This is a genomic window from Bacillus sp. RO1 (genome assembly GCF_012524115.1).
Lineage (GTDB): Bacteria > Bacillota > Bacilli > Bacillales > Bacillaceae_I > Sutcliffiella_A.
Genome location: NZ_JAAZWB010000088.1, coordinates 1 through 16,729, shown reverse-complemented (window position 1 = coordinate 16,729; position 16,729 = coordinate 1). Strand labels below are relative to the sequence as shown.

At 37.8% G+C, this 16,729-nt stretch carries 21 protein-coding genes and 1 pseudogene; 11 read left to right on the top strand and 11 right to left on the bottom strand.

Annotated elements, in window-relative coordinates; all coding sequences use genetic code 11:
• Positions 1–11: 11 nt before the first annotated feature.
• Positions 12–1,283 (bottom strand): MFS transporter, encoded by a 1,272-nt coding sequence (locus HC179_RS18425; RefSeq protein WP_168865666.1) that lies wholly within the window; start codon positions 1,281–1,283, stop codon positions 12–14.
• A gap of 130 nt (positions 1,284–1,413) precedes the next feature.
• On the opposite strand from HC179_RS18425, the gene HC179_RS18420 reads away from it, so the two are divergent.
• On the top strand, positions 1,414–1,998 hold the full coding sequence (locus HC179_RS18420; protein ID WP_168865665.1) for an SCO family protein: 585 nt from the start codon (positions 1,414–1,416) through the stop codon (positions 1,996–1,998).
• 21 nt (positions 1,999–2,019) lie between these two features.
• Here HC179_RS18420 and HC179_RS18415 read toward each other — a convergent pair whose 3' ends face one another.
• Positions 2,020–2,163, bottom strand: coding sequence for a hypothetical protein (locus HC179_RS18415; protein WP_168865664.1), 144 nt, complete (start codon positions 2,161–2,163; stop codon positions 2,020–2,022).
• Positions 2,164–2,282: 119 nt separating this feature from the next.
• On the opposite strand from HC179_RS18415, the gene HC179_RS18410 reads away from it, so the two are divergent.
• The 4 genes from HC179_RS18410 (at position 2,283) to HC179_RS18395 (ending at position 4,561) form a co-directional block, all read left to right on the top strand.
• Complete coding sequence (locus HC179_RS18410) at positions 2,283–3,188, top strand: SGNH/GDSL hydrolase family protein (RefSeq protein WP_168865663.1); 906 nt, start codon at positions 2,283–2,285, stop codon at positions 3,186–3,188.
• Between the two features lie 11 nt (positions 3,189–3,199).
• Positions 3,200–3,787, top strand: coding sequence for a YpmS family protein (locus HC179_RS18405; RefSeq protein WP_168865662.1), 588 nt, complete (start codon positions 3,200–3,202; stop codon positions 3,785–3,787).
• A gap of 510 nt (positions 3,788–4,297) precedes the next feature.
• Entirely contained in the window at positions 4,298–4,390 is a 93-nt protein-coding gene (locus HC179_RS18400) for a YjcZ family sporulation protein (protein WP_082380722.1), read from the top strand.
• 42 nt (positions 4,391–4,432) lie between these two features.
• Positions 4,433–4,561 (top strand): YjcZ family sporulation protein, encoded by a 129-nt coding sequence (locus tag HC179_RS18395; protein ID WP_082380721.1) that lies wholly within the window; start codon positions 4,433–4,435, stop codon positions 4,559–4,561.
• A gap of 49 nt (positions 4,562–4,610) precedes the next feature.
• Here HC179_RS18395 and HC179_RS18390 read toward each other — a convergent pair whose 3' ends face one another.
• From HC179_RS18390 to HC179_RS18365, 6 genes are all read right to left on the bottom strand, one after another.
• Positions 4,611–5,351: a DUF4397 domain-containing protein gene (locus tag HC179_RS18390; protein ID WP_168865661.1), complete on the bottom strand. Its 741-nt coding sequence runs from the start codon at positions 5,349–5,351 to the stop codon at positions 4,611–4,613.
• A 114-nt stretch (positions 5,352–5,465) separates the two neighbouring features.
• Positions 5,466–5,714, bottom strand: a complete 249-nt coding sequence (locus HC179_RS18385; protein WP_010193873.1) for a hypothetical protein — start codon at positions 5,712–5,714, stop codon at positions 5,466–5,468.
• 99 nt (positions 5,715–5,813) lie between these two features.
• Complete coding sequence (locus tag HC179_RS18380) at positions 5,814–7,265, bottom strand: carbon starvation CstA family protein (protein WP_168865660.1); 1,452 nt, start codon at positions 7,263–7,265, stop codon at positions 5,814–5,816.
• Between the two features lie 122 nt (positions 7,266–7,387).
• Positions 7,388–8,116: a LytR/AlgR family response regulator transcription factor gene (locus HC179_RS18375; RefSeq protein ID WP_168865659.1), complete on the bottom strand. Its 729-nt coding sequence runs from the start codon at positions 8,114–8,116 to the stop codon at positions 7,388–7,390.
• Positions 8,109–9,869, bottom strand: a complete 1,761-nt coding sequence (locus HC179_RS18370; RefSeq protein ID WP_168865658.1) for a sensor histidine kinase — start codon at positions 9,867–9,869, stop codon at positions 8,109–8,111. The genes HC179_RS18375 and HC179_RS18370 overlap by 8 nt, the downstream gene beginning before the upstream one ends.
• 115 nt (positions 9,870–9,984) lie before the next feature.
• Positions 9,985–10,308: a MerR family transcriptional regulator gene (locus tag HC179_RS18365; RefSeq protein ID WP_088018440.1), complete on the bottom strand. Its 324-nt coding sequence runs from the start codon at positions 10,306–10,308 to the stop codon at positions 9,985–9,987.
• A gap of 189 nt (positions 10,309–10,497) precedes the next feature.
• On the opposite strand from HC179_RS18365, the gene HC179_RS18360 reads away from it, so the two are divergent.
• A complete protein-coding gene (locus tag HC179_RS18360) occupies positions 10,498–10,683 on the top strand; it encodes a Fur-regulated basic protein FbpA (RefSeq protein WP_168865657.1) in 186 nt (61 codons plus the stop codon).
• Between the two features lie 159 nt (positions 10,684–10,842).
• Here HC179_RS18360 and HC179_RS18355 read toward each other — a convergent pair whose 3' ends face one another.
• The gene (locus HC179_RS18355) at positions 10,843–11,688 is read right to left on the bottom strand and encodes a protein-glutamine gamma-glutamyltransferase (RefSeq protein ID WP_168865656.1); all 846 of its coding nucleotides are present in this window, start codon (positions 11,686–11,688) and stop codon (positions 10,843–10,845) included.
• A gap of 129 nt (positions 11,689–11,817) precedes the next feature.
• Positions 11,818–12,744 carry a CobW family GTP-binding protein gene (locus tag HC179_RS18350; RefSeq protein ID WP_168865655.1) on the bottom strand — a complete coding sequence of 309 codons (927 nt, stop codon included), beginning with the start codon at positions 12,742–12,744 and terminating at the stop codon, positions 11,818–11,820.
• A 136-nt stretch (positions 12,745–12,880) separates the two neighbouring features.
• Between HC179_RS18350 and msrA the strand changes: the two are divergent.
• The 5 genes and pseudogenes from msrA to HC179_RS18330 form a co-directional block, all read left to right on the top strand.
• Positions 12,881–13,402 (top strand): annotated as a pseudogene (gene msrA / locus HC179_RS21100) (peptide-methionine (S)-S-oxide reductase MsrA); the annotation flags it as partial.
• The gene (gene msrB, locus HC179_RS21095; protein ID WP_346775161.1) at positions 13,388–13,837 is read left to right on the top strand and encodes a peptide-methionine (R)-S-oxide reductase MsrB; all 450 of its coding nucleotides are present in this window, start codon (positions 13,388–13,390) and stop codon (positions 13,835–13,837) included. The pseudogene msrA and the gene msrB, both read left to right, overlap by 15 nt.
• Positions 13,838–14,073: 236 nt before the next feature.
• Entirely contained in the window at positions 14,074–14,223 is a 150-nt protein-coding gene (locus tag HC179_RS18340) for a hypothetical protein (RefSeq protein WP_168865653.1), read from the top strand.
• 370 nt (positions 14,224–14,593) lie between these two features.
• Positions 14,594–16,078: a methyl-accepting chemotaxis protein gene (locus HC179_RS18335; RefSeq protein WP_168865652.1), complete on the top strand. Its 1,485-nt coding sequence runs from the start codon at positions 14,594–14,596 to the stop codon at positions 16,076–16,078.
• An 87-nt stretch (positions 16,079–16,165) separates the two neighbouring features.
• Positions 16,166–16,309 carry a YjcZ family sporulation protein gene (locus HC179_RS18330; RefSeq protein ID WP_168865651.1) on the top strand — a complete coding sequence of 48 codons (144 nt, stop codon included), beginning with the start codon at positions 16,166–16,168 and terminating at the stop codon, positions 16,307–16,309.
• A 187-nt stretch (positions 16,310–16,496) separates the two neighbouring features.
• Here HC179_RS18330 and HC179_RS18325 read toward each other — a convergent pair.
• On the bottom strand, positions 16,497–16,729 hold a 233-nt coding region (locus HC179_RS18325; RefSeq protein ID WP_168865650.1), incomplete at its 5' end, for an IS3 family transposase.

The window sequence follows — 16,729 nt, the reverse complement described above, 5'->3', positions numbered from 1 at the left end:
GTTGACGAAAGTCAGCCTCTTTGTTTTTTTCGTTGAGAAGGTAAGTTAAATATAGAAAACCAATTGGTGATGGCATGAAGCGAAATACTTTTCCTTTTTCCTTCTAAAAAGAAAAAGCAAAGAATGGCTTGTAAAAGACAAAGTACAGAAGAAATTACAAGTATGGAAGGAATGGAAAAATCCATAAAATAACCAAATACGATTGGTCCAAGAGCAATTCCTGCAAATCTGACTGACCCATAAAGAGCTGTTACAAATCCTCTAGCCTTTTTTTTGACAGAATTGGTGATGATGGCATTCATGCATGGAAGAACAATACCAATAGAAGTGCTAATCAGGGAAACCAATAAAATGGTCCACCATAGGCTGTTATTTAGCATTATTCCTAGTAGAAAGAAGCTGAGAAGAAAAAAATTAGCGATGACAATTCGGTATATATATTTTTGAAACTTTCCCATTACATTTCCAATAAGGAAGGAAGCAATAGTAAGAAACAAAAGCGGGAAAGAGAGTATGATACCATTTAAAAATCCATGTGTTTCAAATTGGTTTTCCAACACATCAGAAGAATAAAACAGCAGTCCAAAAAGTAAATAAAGACTGAGTGCACCAGCACTATAACTTGTCATTAGATAATATCTATTTTCCTTTAATACCCCACTTAAATGTCGTACATAGTCCTTGAAAATTACTTTCTCAGAAGGAGACTCCCCCTTACCAACATAGAAATAGAAGAGGATAAACAAAATGCCGCAAGCCAAAGGGAATACAAAGAAAACATAGTGCCACATAATCAGTGCTATACAGGCTCCGATTAATGGAGACATCACTTTCCCTAAACTATTGGTTGTTTCCATTAGACTTAATACCTTCATCTGTTTGTTGCCTGAAAACAAGTCTGCTATAATGGCCATTGCAATGGGAGCTGTTCCTGCTGAGCCAATGCCTTGAAGGATCCTGCCAAAAATGATTCCCTCAAATGAATAGGATGATTGTAGCATGGAAGCAATCCCTGAAACAAAACCACCAAACCCATAAAGTAAAAGCGATGCCAAAATTATGTGCTTCCGAGAAAACCTATCAGATAAATATCCGATAAATGGAATGGTAACAGCTCCAGCAATGGAGAAGATGGAAAGGATAAGGCTGGCTTGTACTTGAGTTAATTGAAGATCATGACGAATTTCAGGCAGCACTGGAATAAGCATCGAGTTCCCAAGGACAAGGATTAAGGAGGTTGATGTGATGGATATAATACTAATTGTCTCAGAATCTCTTTGCATCCCTTTACCTCCACTAATATCAAATGTGTTATTTTTATGAATTTATATAGCTGTTCCTTTTATCTATCAGTGAGAAGTGGTACGATTTGATTGGAAAATGGAAAATATCTAGCGAAATAAGGTGAAGAACGTGTTAAATAAAAGCAAAATACTTCTAATAGGCCTTAGTGCAGTAATTTTAGCTGCATGTAGTGGCAACGGAAAAATACCTGATACAACAGATTGGAAACTGGCAAATTTTCAGTACATAAACCAGGATAACGAGCAGGTTAGTTTAGAGGACTTAAAAGGTGAAGTCACTGTAGCAAATATGGTCTTTACCAGCTGTACAACTGTATGTCCTCCTATGACGGCAAACATGGCTAGATTGCAAAGAATGGCCAATGAAGAACAATTAGATGTTAAGTTCCTATCTTTTTCTGTTGATCCTGAAGTTGATAGCCCTGATATACTAAAGGAATTTGGAAATAACTTCGAAGCAGATTATACTTCTTGGGATTTTTTAACAGGATATACACAAAAAGAGATAGAAGCGTTTGGTATGGAAAACTTTAAAACGATTGTAGCTAAACCTAAAAACGGTGGCGAAGTTGTCCATGGAACAAGTTTTTATCTAATCGATCAAGAAGGTACGATAATAAAAAGTTATGATGGCTTGGACGTTCCTTATGAAGAAATATTGGAACATGTAGAAATTCTCTTAAGTCAAAAATGAGGTTGTTAGGATCACTCTTATTTAATAAGAGTGATCCTTTTGATTTTCATTAAGCTCCTCTTCTCTGCTGGCATTTAATCCGTCTGTGACTATTACATGTAGCTCTTTTGAAAATAGTTCTTTTGAAACTTCTTCATTGCACGCAAGTATTTCTTTTTCCTTCAATTTAATGAACCTCCTAACCTTTTAGTTTTTGAAAAATACACTAGAGTATGTTATAAAAAAGTGTACTGAAAGTTTAATGTAAGTAGCGATTTATATCCTTAACAATATAAGGAGAATGCATGATGGTTAAATTTTGGAAAATAGCCTTGCTTGGGCTTATAATAATTAGTATGGTTAGTTGTTCCGCAGAAAATTCTTCAAGTTATGTTTTGGAAAAAGCGAAAGAAAGAAGAGAAAGCCAAAGTGAAAGAAAGCTTTTCAAAGATTTCTTTAAAGAAGAGTCTACAGAGAACCAGAATAAAATAATAAATATTGAAGAAAAAGAGGAAGTAACTGAAGAATTCTTTGACAGGTCGTTTAAATTGGTCTTTTTCGGTGATTCCCTGACACAGGGTGTTGGAGACGAGTCCAAAAACGGTGGATTTACATCAATAGTTAAACAACATTATGAAGCCAAACCATATATCGACAACGTAAGTGTCACCAACCTTGGGGTGAGGGGGAACCGGACTAATCATCTCCTCAAAAGGCTGGAGGACCCAGAAGTACAGGGCGCGCTTGCTGAAGCAGATGTGATCTTTATGACGGTTGGCGGAAATGATTTGATGAAGGTGATACGCGAGAATTTTCTCGATCTAACATTTTCTCTATTTGATAAAGAACAAGAATTGTATGCTAAAAGGCTCGATAGTGTTCTAAGTGAAGTAAGGAAACATAATGACTCCAGTAGAGTATATTTAGTTGGTCTATTCAATCCTTTTTATCAGTACTTCCAAGAAATTGAAGAAATGAATGATGTAGTTACTAATTGGAATGCGACGACCGTTTCAGTTTTAGATGAATATCCTAATACAGCCTATGTCCCGATACAAGACATTTTTATCGAGCCAGAGGAAAATTTACTAGATGATGATCAGTTTCATCCTAATCAAAAAGGGTATGAATTAATAGGTAATAATGTTGTAGAAGAAATTAAGCGTTTTAACGAGGAAACATCATTGGAAGAGATGTTAGAAGAAGAGTAGTGGAGAGGGTTATGGTGAAGAAAGTAATTAACTGGAAAACGGCCTTTTTAAGCTTGCTTGTAATAAATATTTTGATTGCGGGAGTAGCAATATTCTTGGTGCTGCTGCCAAAACACTCAAAATTTAATTTACCCGGCAAGGATGATGACCGAAAAAGGGTAGCTTTTACTATCCAATCAGATAAAGAAGACTTAAATGAACTTATCCGTTACTATTTGGAAAAAGAAACGAGAAGACCTTTAAATTATGAAGTGGTACTGACTGACAGAGTGGAGCTCAGGGGTGAAATGACAGTGTTTGATAGAAACATACCCCTTACCATGACGTTTATGCCTGAGGTTCAGGAAAACGGTGATGTAGTGTTAAAACAAGACTCCATGTCGATAGGAAGGTTGCAAGTACCTGTATCCATGGTTTTAAAGTATGTAGGTGATAATTATCCTTTACCACCCTGGGTTAAAATAATACCAAACGAACAAAGTATCTATGTCGCGCTTCAAGAGCTGGAGCTGCAAAGTGATACAAAAGTAATATTTACAAAATTTGATGTCGAACGAGACGATATCGAATTCAAACTACTAGTTCCAGTCGAGGACTAACATCCCAAAAAGCATGGTGATCATTTCACCATGCTTTTTCTTGTATAGATAAGAAAGCATGTAAGATAGTTGATATCCGTTCCAGGAGCTTCGCTTGCCTGCGTGCGGTCCGTGAGCCTCCTCAGTTTCGTCGGGGCCACTTTAAAACACGTAAAGCTCTTAAAGATTCTTAGCGGTGGATTGGAGCAAAAGGAGAAGACTCCAGCGGGGAGAAACAGTAGGTTGAGACCCCTGAAGCGTTGTGAGGAGGCTCAAGCGCCGTCCCGCGGAAAGCGAAGCCATTTGCGGAAAGGAACAGCGGTGACTAACCTAAAACTAATATTCTATAGCTTTAAGGGCGTCGGGCGGTTTCTGTCCGGTTTTTATTTTTTATATTATTTATTTGGTACTACAATACCTAAGGGCTTAGTATTAAAAACCACCCAATTTTTTTGGAACTGGGCATATGCCTTTACCAATACGCTCCTCATGAATACATTATGTATTAGGAAAGAGGGGGAGGTGTAGAGCATGGGTGGTTCTGGTTATGGATCAGGATTCGCGTTAATAGTTGTTCTGTTTATCTTATTGGTGATTGTTGGTGCTGGAGTACTCAGCTATTAATTACCAAGCTTCGATAGATACCTTGTAGAGGAGGTGACAGCTATGAGTTGGTGTGGTTGCGGTTACGGTCAAGTAGCAGGAGCAGGATACCCAGGTGGTTACGGAAGCTCTTTCGTGTTAATCGTAGTATTGTTTATTCTTTTAATCATCGTTGGTGCTGCTTGGTGCTAATGAAATAGAACATGGTGCTCAATCACTAGTTGATTGAGCATTTTTCATGTCATGGGGCTAAAAAAATGGCTTCCAAAGATGGACTGTTTTTCACAAGGCCAACTGCTACAATGGTATAAGCTACATCTGGCTTCAAGCTTACCCTGTTTAGGGGGAGAACGATATCCTTTGTACCTGCAAGTCTTATTTCAAGATCGACTGTCATCGGTGTTAGTCCGAGATAATCAGTTATTCCACTGTAGAGAATATCAGAAAAGACGACATCGCCCTTTTTAACGGCAACATCCACAGAAGGGGCATCAGGGGATAAATGCCAAAAACGGAGCTTTGATTCACTTTGAGGTACAGTAAAATCATCCCCAATTGGAATTAGTTGTAATTTATCCTTTGTTCCGGCAATCGCGATTGTATAGTTAATACCCGAATTTGCCTGAAGTGTACCGGTAATTAATTTTTGCCCGTTTTGTATCACTTCTATTTGATTGTTTGTAGGTTTTATATCCACATATCTACTGCTGTTTGTATAACGTAGATCTTTCCAAACAACGTTATTGTTTACATGCACATCGACTGCCATTATCCCAGGGGAAGCATGAAGGATTCTAAGTTGAGAGGGATTACTTGAAGGAGCATCTCTTGATGGAATGGGCTTTATTGTTTTCACCCATTTCTGTAGATGATAAATATGCATATGATAAAAATGAATATGTTGTTGAGGATCAGAGTATTTATAATAATCTGCCAACAATTGATATTTTACTGCCAGGTTGTAATTTTCATCATGTCCCATATTTGCAAACACCCTCCATTTATTCCTGATGATAAATGGATATGCAAGTAACAGTGAAATATTAACATTTTGCAATCAAAATAAAGAAAAAGGATAACAGGCCTCTAGAGCCTATTATCCTTTTTGATATTCTGCATGTTTGATGAAAGTAATTTCCTCATCAACATTGCCACAAGTGGCACATTGTATTTTTTGAGAAGGACCTTTATATGGGATATGAAAAGGGTCCATGGTGCCGGATGTATATTCCTCTACAACCTCACCTGATTGAGGATTTAACTTCACGGACTTTGCCACCTGTTCAATAATGTTAAAACGCGAGCGATTGGTTTTACAATTTGGGCATAGATAAGGGGATGCCATATCAAATCCGCCTCCTTTGATACTAGCTTTTTCCGAACAGATAACTTTTATGCAAAACCACAAACAAACGGTCCTACCAAAGTAGAACCGTTCGTGAGATTATGCTGCTTTTTCATTTGGAAAGTCATGTGCATCGAGCTCAAAATCTGTCTTTCTTGCTGCAATAGCTTTTACATAAAACAACCCAATAATAATGATCGTAAACATAGCTGCCCCGATATAAGATGCTTCGATCGGTAAACGGAAGCCAATAGGTGCATTTAATATATAGGTTGTCGTTGCCATCGTCATAAAGATTGCCGGTATCATCGCAATGTAATACTGTTTTCTAGCAATGAACAGGTACATCGCGCCGACCCATAATGCTATGACGGCAGTGGACTGATTCGCCCAGGAGAAGTATCTCCATAATAATTCAAAATCAATTTTAGTCAGTACGAATGAAATGACGAACAAAGGAGCTGCAATCCAAAGACGGCTGATAATTTTCTTTTGAGAAATATTGAAGTAATCAGCAATAATCATACGAGCACTTCGGAATGCAGTATCTCCCGATGTAATCGGAAGGATAATGACTCCGATGACCGCCATAGTCCCCCCAATAGCTCCGAGCATTGTAACAGAAACCTCACTTACAACGGCACCTGGTCCACCATTGGCCAATACTTCACTTAATCCAGCTGATCCATTGAACAGACTCATTCCTGCAGCTGCCCAAATCATGGCAATGATACCTTCTGCAATCATCATGCCGTAGAATATTCGACGGCCTTGTTTTTCGTTCTGAGTAGTTCTAGAAATAATAGGTGTTTGCGTTGCATGGAAACCAGATAGTGCTCCACATGAAATCGTTAAAAATAATAATGGGAAGATAGGCACGTTATCTGGATGCATATTTGTGAAGCTTAATTCAGGGATAGGTGCGCCTGTAACCACTAACGATACTCCGACACCTAAAGCACTTATCAGTAATAATGCTCCAAAAATAGGATATAAACGACCGATGACCTTATCGATTGGTAACATCGTCGCAAAAATATAATAGATGAAAATAGCTAAAATAATCATACCTAGTGCCACTTTGCCTTCTGCTAATGTATGAATTAAACCTGCCGGAGCTGTTACGAAAACGGTTCCAACTAAAAGTAAAAGCAAGATAGCAAAGGCATTGACAGTATGTTTCATGAACTTTCCAAGAAATTTACCTGCGAGTTCGGGCAAATGAGCACCGCGGTTTCGAATGGAGATCATACCAGTTAAATAATCATGAACCGCTCCGGCGAAGATACATCCTAGGACTATCCACAAAAATGCCACTGGACCATATAAAGCACCTAAAATTGGTCCGAAAATTGGTCCAACACCGGCTATATTCAATAATTGAATCAATGAATTTTTATTTTGGCCTAATGGGAGATAATCAACACCGTCTTGATTGGAGTAAGCGGGTGTTTTTCTAGCATCTTTTATCCCGAATACTTTTTCAACAAATCTACCATAAATGAAATAACCTAAAATTAATAAGACAATACCTGTTAAGAATGTATACAAAATGAAGACCCCTTTCTCTTTATGGAGTACCATCATTATAAATGAAAAGGCTTTCATCGGGTGGAAGGATGGCCAAGATGTGCTAAAACATAAATAACATGTCAGTTTCGATCACTGACATGTTAGAGTTCGAGTTTTTTTCTTAATGCTTTAACATAATTACGGCTTACAGAAAGTTTTTGGGGGCTTCCTGTTAGCTCCAGCATGTATGCTCCATTGAACCAAGGAGTCAATTTCGTCACATAGTTTAAATTAACAAGGTAACTCTTATGGATGCGGAAAAAAGGGTAGTCATGCAACCTTTCCTCCAAATCCTTCAAAGCAAGCTTTGACTCGAAGTTACGTGTATTAGTATGTATTCTCGATATTCGGTCATCTCTACTGATATAGAGTATATCAAGTGGATCTAAATAAAAAATCTCGTTTTCATACTCAACAGCAAGCCTGGAGGAGCTTGATTGTGTCGGAGTTTCCTTTTCTGGTATTAAGTGTTTATTAAGCCGACACACGGTTTGGGATAATTGTTCCTCTTCGAACGGTTTTAATAGATAGTCAACCGCTTCATGTCTAAAAGCGTCTACTGCAAAATTAGGAAAGGCAGTAGCAAAAACAACAAGAGGTGATTTTTTTAATTCTTTTAAATGCTTGGCAACATCCAAGCCGTTCATTTTTGGCATTTCTATATCTAAAAAAACGACATCCGGTTGATGCTGCATGCAGAGTAACAGAGCGTCTTCGCCTGTTGCTGCCTCTCCAATCACTTGTATACAGTCATGCTCTTCTAATAAATGCTTAAGTTCATCACGGCTGTATGGTTCGTCATCGACTATGATCGTTTTTATATTATCCATCTGTTATATCCTCCTTACTTAACTTTTTGGTAATGGTAAAAGAAACGGTGGTGCCAATGCTTGCTTCACTATGGAAATGCAATCTTGCTTGATTGCCAAACATCATTATAAGTCTTTTATTAATATTATAAAGGCCAACCCCTGTGCCAGTAGGGGAAGAAACCTGAAGCTGACCTAGCTCAATGATTCTATCTGTTGTCATTCCTATCCCATTGTCTCCAATAGAGATAAATATATCTGATGAACGCTCTTTTATTTTAATGATTAATTGTGCATTTTCCTGCCTGTCCTTAAGCCCATGTTTTACGGCATTCTCAACTATTGGCTGCAAGGACAGAGGAGGAACAAGGTAGGAAAGAGCAGATTCGTCAACATGATACGTTATTGTTAAGCGATCTGAGAATCTTGCTTCCTCAACAGAAAGGTATGCTTGTACATGTTTTAGCTCTTCTTGAACAGTTGTCCATTTAGCAGTAGTTGCCGTCAAGTTTTGCCGAAAGAAATGAGAAAGGGAAATTAATAGTCTTCGTGCTTTTTTCGGATCTGTGCGTATTAATGAAACAATTACATTCAATGAATTAAACAGAAAATGGGGGCTGATTTGAGCTTGGAGTGCTTTAATTTCAGCTTCTTTCACTAGCTTGGATGCATTTTCAGCTTCAGAAATTTCCAACTGATGACTCATAAGGGAGCTGAGTCCTGTAATTAGTTGAATGACGACATTATCAATTTCTTTATCCGAACCAAAGTAAAATTTAAGTGTACCAACTGTTTCTTCTCTTTTCTTTAATGGAGCGATAACAACCGCACCGAGTGGGCAAGATGGATCTTGGCACTGAATGTCGTTCTTTCCTGCTACTAATAAATTTCCGAATTTCAGTACTTGTTTTGTGCTATAAGTTTGGATAGGGGAGAGGGGTTTATGATGATTATTCCCCATTCCGACATGTGCTAGAATCTTCTCCCTATCAGTTATGGCTATAGCACTGGCATTCACTTCCCGGTAAATTATTTTACACGTCTCTTTTGCAGATTCAAGCGTCAAGCCTTTTCTAAGGTGTGTCAACGTATTCTCGGCTAATGACAAAGCTTTTTGAGCCTGTACAGCTCCTACTTTTTCCTCTTCGTTAATCACAGTTAAGATAATGAGGAAAAATAGGGCAGATCCAACTCCGTTAGCGAAAATCATAGGAAGTCCTATACTTTCCACAAGCGCGAGAGCCTGCGAAAACGGCTGGGAAGTAAGGAGGATTATGCCCATTTGAATCGATTCTGCTAGTGCTCCAGTTAAAAGGGCCACAGAAACACTAATTCTTTTCCCCTTATATTTGCTTCGTATGAAACCTGCCAAAAGTCCTGCTACTATAGCAGAAAAGCCGCAAGAAAACGCTGTAAATCCACCAAGACTCATTCGATGTATACCAGCAATTAACCCTGCACCAATACCCACTTTATATCCGCCAAGTAACCCAGCCATTACAATCCCAATTACGCGGGAGTTAGCAATTGCCTCAGATTCATTTAGTTCCGTTATCCAACGATCGAATCCTAATGTTTCTGTACTAAAAGCAAGACCTGTATATGTTCCAATAATGCCGAAAAAGCCAAAAAACAGAATAGCATAAGCTTGCTGTTTTCTATCAATTTGCTGCCGGTTGACCAACTGTCTGAAAAAAGACAGCCTAGTCATGATAAAAGCAACGGTTACAATAATACCAAGTCGCTCTAACATGGTTAATAATAATTCAAACATACTTCACGCTCCACTTAAATCCTGATGTGCTAATGGTAGCATAACCAAACATTTTGGTTAAGATTAAATTCAGCTACAGAAAAAAGCATGATTTCCTCTAGAGAGATAATCATGCTTAGTTTCTATTTTGTTTAAAATGTGCCTGAATTTGTCCCTTTAACATTTGCTTTTTCCAATTCTCATTTTCTTTTTCTTTCTTTTTCCACTCTCTTCTTATTTCATGAGTCTGGACACCTTCTTCCATCTGATTGGCGATTTCCATCAGACGTTCTACATCAGAGAAGGAATATTTGCGTATGCCAGAACCTGATCTGGCAGGGAAGATCAATTTTCTTTCCTCGTAATATCTAATCTGTCTTTCTGATAAACCTGTAAGATCACGAACCGTGCCGATTGAAATGACTTTTCTCTCTTTCAAAGATGGATCCTCTTGTGTCATAGCAATTCACATCCTATTCTAGAGCTCTTACTGTTATTATAGTACATTTCTTTTATTAATTCCTGTACGTTTGTAAGAAAACCTTACAGTTAAATGAAGTTTATTGTAATTTCCATGTGATAACTCCTTACAAAAATAAAGTATTTCCACTACTGATTTACTAAACTGAAAGAAAGAGAGGTGAGTGGAATGGCAAAAATTTTAGAAAAGGCTATTAGTGATGCAAAAGAGTATTATATTACCAAACTTGTTAATGCGGGTTTTTTCATGAATCATAGTGTTCTTTCCACCTACACATTAAGTGAATTGAAAAAGGAATATACAAACTTAATTAAAAAGGGAGGAGATAAAGGTGCAGGGGTATCAAAATACTGATTCATATAAACTTGCTTACGATATTATTAAATTAGATTGCCGACGAGACCAAATATGGGAGGAGCTTCTTAGGAAAGAAGGCGACCGTGCTTTGGAAATATTAAGGCTTGTCCAAAATTCCAAATGAAAGAAGGCTGGCTCCGAGGTCGGAGCTGGCCTTTATTGATTAGGAAGGTATGATCGATACAAGTAGAACAAATACCGATCGAGTGAAATGGAATTCTTACGATGGATAATGACTGGATGTTGATGTTTGGTTCGTCTGTTTTGTGAGGAAAATAGCTTTGCCAGATGTGTAAAAGATGGACGGGCAACGTAATCACTTAGATAAGCTGGCTTAGTAGCGTCTGGTTTTCTCGTTCCATTCAAAAACTCGATGATATACGCTGCATCTTTTATTCCAAGTCCGTGCCCAAAATACAAATCGTCACCCATCACTACGGCATTTTCACCTCTCCACCAATAGGTCAATGGGTTGAAATCAGGGTTTTTAAAGTAAACAACATCACCTGGAATGGTATAGTAAGTGTAGACGGACTGCATGACAAGATCTGAATCAAAATGCCAGCTATAAAGTAATAAATCTTGAAAGAACTCATTAAAAAGTTTAGGTCCAATTGTATTTAATATGGCGTGATAATACAGAATAAGGATGGCAGTTGCGCACTCATACGCATAAAATTGACTGTTTTCAAAAATATCAGTTATAGCATCTGATGGATTGACATCATCACGTATTAAAAAGCCGCCAGTCTCTGTTATATTCCAATAAGCAGGATTGCCTTGTGAACCGGCAAACGTTTCAAAGCGTGCTTCTCCTTGTGACATTAATGCAGCACTTGCCACTATGTTATTCCTTAACGCAATCTCAAATCTTAATTCCTCCATAGAATCATAAGAATATACCTGTGAATCATTAAGTAAGCGTTGGAAAATTGTCTTTTCAAGATCTTCTAGATTAGGAAGAGTACTTTCTGTAATTGATTCCCCGTTTATGACAATCATGTCATCCCTCTTTTCACCAAAACAGTATAATCCTCATTACTAATCAACATATTCAAGTTGAGGCCATTCATGAATGAATAAAAATGAAAAGTGCTGTGCAAATCCACATGATTTGCACAGCACTATCGATTATTGTTTGTTTTTTTCTAAAGATTGTAATTGTTCTGTTAGTAACTCTACATCCAAGTCTTCTCCAATAATGACAAGATTCAACGGGACTTTAACCAATTCTTTTAAATACAGGGGAGTACCGTAAGAATACTGAAACAAATAAATATTGTTTGAATGCTCGAAAGAAAGATACCCTTTAATACGGTAAACGGAGTCAGGTAGATTTCTAAGCCAGTCTTCAAACTCATCCAAATCAATTTTAGAGGTAAATTGATAGACAAAGGTCTTCAAGTGAAGGGACTCTTTAACATGTGCACTAGAATGACTCCCTTTTTCTAGCTGTTTCGTTCTCTTCCAGCTGTTTTCCGGAATTTTAGCATAGGTGGTCAAAAGGGTGGAAGAATGCGGATTTATTGATTGCAATTCAAACAAAATGCTAGAAACCTCAGCTTCACTTACTAAATCGGTCTTGTTTAAAATAAGCATATCTGCATGCTTTACTTGTTCTCTTATCAACTGTTTTACTTGAATAGATAATTTGTCACGATCTTTCCAACGTAAAACATCTAAAAGTGTAATGATCCGAGCTTCAGAAAACTTGTTCGCAAATATCGGAGAAAGAACAGTGTCAAGCACTTCTATTGGATGTGCTGCACCTGTCGTCTCTATGTAAATGGCAACCAAATCTTTATCAAGTAATAGCCCTTGCATAGTTGATTCCAATTTCTCTTGAATGGTACAACAAATACAGCCATCAAATAGTTCAGATAGTGGCGTTTCATCAGGTATGGAATCAGAGTCAATGGAGACTTTGCCAAGCTCGTTCATGACCACCGCCACTTTCCTTTTTTCTGCTTGTTCCTGTTGCAGCATTTGGGTTAAAAGAGTAGTCTTCCCGCTTCCAAGAAACCCAGCTAATATATAAACTTCCACTTTTTTGCTCATAAATTGAACCTCCTGATATATGTACCCTTCATTTTACCATACTATTATCTTTCTGTAATACGAGCATACCATTAGGAAATCCTCTTTGATATTGCTATAATTCACGTAAATATATTCTATAAAAAGGTGGGTATATATGATGAACAATTTAGAGAAAGCAACGTTTGCGGGAGGTTGCTTCTGGTGCATGGTTAAACCTTTCGACGAACAAGACGGTATAGAAGAAGTAGTTTCAGGCTATACAGGAGGACATAAAGAAAACCCAACTTATAAAGAAGTTTGTTCGGAGACGACAGGCCATTATGAAGCAGTACAAATTACGTTCAATCCTGAAATATTCATGTATGAAAAATTACTAGACGTTTTTTGGAGCCAAATTGATCCCACAGATGCTGGCGGACAATTCCATGACCGGGGAGATTCGTATCGTACCGCCATTTTTTATCATACAGATGAACAAAGGCTGCTCGCTGAAAAATCTAAGCAGGCTTTAAACGAAAGTGGAAGATTTAAAGATCCAATCGTAACAGAAATACTTCCTGCCAAGCCATTCTATGCAGCGGAAGAGTATCACCAAGATTATTACAAGAAAAATCCTTTCCGCTACAAGATGTATCAAGCAGGATCTGGGAGGGCGGCATTTATTAAAGAACATTGGAAAAAAGAAAACAATGCAGACTTGAAAAAGAAGCTGACACCAATGCAGTATGAGGTTACACAAAATAACGGTACAGAACCACCTTTCAAAAATGAGTTCTGGAATCATACAGAAGAAGGAATCTACGTAGACATAGTTTCTGGTGAACCTTTATTCTCTTCTCTTGATAAATATGATGCGGGTTGCGGTTGGCCAAGCTTTACTAAGCCGATAAACAAAGAACAAGTAAAGGAAGAGATGGATGTAAGTCACAGAATGGTAAGGACTGAGGTAAGAAGCAAAGAAGGAGATTCCCATTTAGGTCACGTGTTCGAAGACGGTCCTGTAGACAAGGGCGGATTAAGGTACTGCATCAACTCCGCTGCCCTTCGCTTTATCCCGGTGAGTCAACTAGAAAAAGAGGGATACGGAGAATATAAAAAGTTGTTTTTATAATCATTCATTGAACGGAGTGTAAATCACACTCCGTTTTTCTTGAATTAGAAAGTATAAAACACCGTTGATTTCCGTTCCAGGCGCTTCGCATGCCTGGGCGTCTTCCCGCCTGGAATGGAAATCAACTAGGCAATATCATCCTTCCATGGATAAAAATGCGGTTTACTTCAGTAAAATAAGGTATATTATATTTGTTGAATAGATTCTCTTTAAAACATAAAAAGTAGGTGAGCAAAGTGGGGAAATATCAATTAGATAACAAAGGTAAGGTAGCCGTGGCAAAGTTTCATGAAAAACAGGCACCTGCTAAATTTGATAAAAAGCAGCAACTTGAAAAAATACGTGCGGAATATTTGAAAAAGAAGCAAAAACAAACAGATAAATAATATGGATGAAAACATAGGAAGACTAAATCTCCCTATGTTTTTTTATTTGAAGTTCTTTTTTCAATTGATGATTATAATTGAAAAAATCTAAGTGTTTTAAAAATAGGATAGCAAATGGCGGAGACTCCTATGGAGAGAGTAGAGGCAATATTGAGACATCGCAACCACTTGCCTAAAGAGTCACGCAGATCACGCAGATCTAACAGATAACTTAAGTTATAGATAAAGTGACGGGCAATGCTTGCTTGTTTATTCTGTCAAAATTCAACAAAATAACAGAATTATTGCAGGATAACAGAAGGAACATGAAGAATTAATAATTATAAAAGAAACAAAAGCAACAAAGGAAGATGGAGTGGGGGATTATGCAATGTCAGCGGTAAGTGTAAAAGAATTAAAGTTTCAAGACTTGATCAACAAGAATAAGCTTATGTTTTTCGTGATTTTTATCTCTTACGGTGCAGGACTTCTTGTGAATGTGTTTGTACCAGCGGCAACAGTGATAACTGTGACCTTATTTGTTGCCTTATGCTTAGGGGTAATCTTATTAATTTTGACCAGATGGAATAAGTGGTTTCACTACTTAGTGCCATACTTTACAGTAGGCGTAACTTTCACCGTATTTTTTATCATTTTGGTAAGCCGTGGAGCATCTTTATCAGGATTTATTCTACCTTTTTTTGTGTTGATGCTTGCAACCGTTTACTTTAATAGAAATGTTTTTATTGTTGGAGGGATTGGTAGTTTAGTTTTATTTTCTTACTCTCTTTGGTCATTTCTAAACGGCAACCTGATGACAGACGGACAATTAGGAAATATCGTGCTGTTATTTTTTCTGTTATTTGTCATTACATTTGTTCAAGTGAAAATAGGGAAGAAACTATTTGCTCAGTTCGAAGGAATTGTAGACTCGATGCAAGCTGCAAGTGAAGTGCGTCAAAAGAAGCAGGAAGCTTTTGAGCGAGATGCCATGACGTTAATTGAGCAAGTCAATAAAGTCCATGAGCGCTTGAACATGAATATTCAATCGCAAAAAGAGGTGTCTTTAACGATACAGGAGCTTTCTGTGGGAAGTTCAAAACAAGCAGACCAAATTGGTGGCATAGCGGAACAGACGAATGATGTATCCACCTTGATGGACAATGTTGTAGATAAATCAAATAGTTTATATCAAACAACCAATACAACAAAAACCACTGCAGATCAAGGGAAAGTGATGGCAGTAGAACTTCAAGAGAACATGAAAAGTTTTTCACAAGATGTTGCGGAAATGGACGCTATATTCCAGGTCCTCACGGAAAAAATTGATGAAACGAATATGCTGACACAACACATAAAAAACATTACGGATCAGACAAACTTACTGGCTCTAAATGCATCTATTGAAGCGGCTAGAGCAGGGGAAGCTGGTAGAGGGTTTGCGGTGGTAGCGGAGGAAATTCGTAAGCTTGCAACGTCAACTGGCGAGACTACAAAAGAAATTACAGACAACCTTTCCTCTCTACACCATACAAAAGAAGAGGTGTTGAAACAGTTGCAACTCAACATAGCAAAAATGAGTAAGAACCTTGAAGCAACAAATCAGGTTAATCAATCCTTCCAGCAAATAAGCGAAACCTTGAAAGCATTATTAACGGACGCCCAACACTTCCGGGATTTTGCAAGCACTGTAAAAGAAAAAACAGCTACAACAGATTCTTATACGAGTGAATTTGCAGCATTGATGGAAGAAGCGACTGCTGGTCTAGAGGAAATTAGCGCGACAGTCGAACAAGTTACCGAGGATAACACGCATATAGATGAGACATTAAAAAGCATCGTTAAAATCATTGATAAAATGGAGAAACATAAATAGATTTTTCGAAAAATGGGCATATGCACATACAGGACAGCCACCTATTTCATAGTGTAGAAGTGTAAATATTAAACAGGAGTGATGACCATGCACGATTACTGTTACTACACTTGTGGACCATGCGGCTATCCATCTCAAGTTGCCCCGGCATACGGCTGTGGAAATACATTCGTTTTAATCGTAGTTCTATTCATTTTGTTAATCATTGTTGGAGCTTGCTATTGCAAATAAGATAAGTTCAAGGAGTATCACTCGAGTAATGCGAGTGATGCTTTTTTGTGTTTTTTTAAGAAATTATAAATTATGAAATGATTCGTAGGGATGAAGACCTAAGTGAAAAGGAAAAGGAGTAGAGAGGTCTTCATCGCCGGTATGAACTGCCCCCTGTCAAGTAGACACTTGAAATAATAAAACAAGACTAAGCTGTCTTAGCCCTGTATTCTAAAGGGCTAAGGCCGTTTAATCGTTGTTGGTAGCGGTCATGATTATAAAAATGAATGTACTCATCAATCGCGTCTTTTAGGTCCTCAAACGTTTCATATTTCTCCAAATAATACTTCTCGCATTTCAATGTCCCCCAAAATGATTCTATTGGACCATTATCAATACATCGTCCAACTCGGGACATACTATGAGTCATCTTTGCTGTAT

Bases quoted from the DNA above. Each gene is read 5' to 3' on its own strand.
- HC179_RS18410 (WP_168865663.1), top strand. From the start codon at position 2,283: ATGATGGTTAAATTTTGGAAAATAGCCTTGCTTGGGCTTATAATAATT.
- HC179_RS18375 (WP_168865659.1), bottom strand. From the start codon at position 8,116: ATGGATAATATAAAAACGATCATAGTCGATGACGAACCATACAGCCGT.
- HC179_RS18335 (WP_168865652.1), top strand. From the start codon at position 14,594: ATGTCAGCGGTAAGTGTAAAAGAATTAAAGTTTCAAGACTTGATCAAC.
- HC179_RS18330 (WP_168865651.1), top strand. From the start codon at position 16,166: ATGCACGATTACTGTTACTACACTTGTGGACCATGCGGCTATCCATCT.
- HC179_RS18400 (WP_082380722.1), top strand. From the start codon at position 4,298: ATGGGTGGTTCTGGTTATGGATCAGGATTCGCGTTAATAGTTGTTCTG.
- HC179_RS18385 (WP_010193873.1), bottom strand. From the start codon at position 5,714: ATGGCATCCCCTTATCTATGCCCAAATTGTAAAACCAATCGCTCGCGT.
- HC179_RS18395 (WP_082380721.1), top strand. From the start codon at position 4,433: ATGAGTTGGTGTGGTTGCGGTTACGGTCAAGTAGCAGGAGCAGGATAC.
- HC179_RS18405 (WP_168865662.1), top strand. From the start codon at position 3,200: ATGGTGAAGAAAGTAATTAACTGGAAAACGGCCTTTTTAAGCTTGCTT.
- HC179_RS18425 (WP_168865666.1), bottom strand. From the start codon at position 1,283: ATGCAAAGAGATTCTGAGACAATTAGTATTATATCCATCACATCAACC.
- HC179_RS18365 (WP_088018440.1), bottom strand. From the start codon at position 10,308: ATGACACAAGAGGATCCATCTTTGAAAGAGAGAAAAGTCATTTCAATC.
- HC179_RS18360 (WP_168865657.1), top strand. From the start codon at position 10,498: ATGGCAAAAATTTTAGAAAAGGCTATTAGTGATGCAAAAGAGTATTAT.
- HC179_RS18390 (WP_168865661.1), bottom strand. From the start codon at position 5,351: ATGGGACATGATGAAAATTACAACCTGGCAGTAAAATATCAATTGTTG.
- HC179_RS18355 (WP_168865656.1), bottom strand. From the start codon at position 11,688: ATGATTGTCATAAACGGGGAATCAATTACAGAAAGTACTCTTCCTAAT.
- HC179_RS18370 (WP_168865658.1), bottom strand. From the start codon at position 9,869: ATGTTTGAATTATTATTAACCATGTTAGAGCGACTTGGTATTATTGTA.
- HC179_RS18350 (WP_168865655.1), bottom strand. From the start codon at position 12,744: ATGAGCAAAAAAGTGGAAGTTTATATATTAGCTGGGTTTCTTGGAAGC.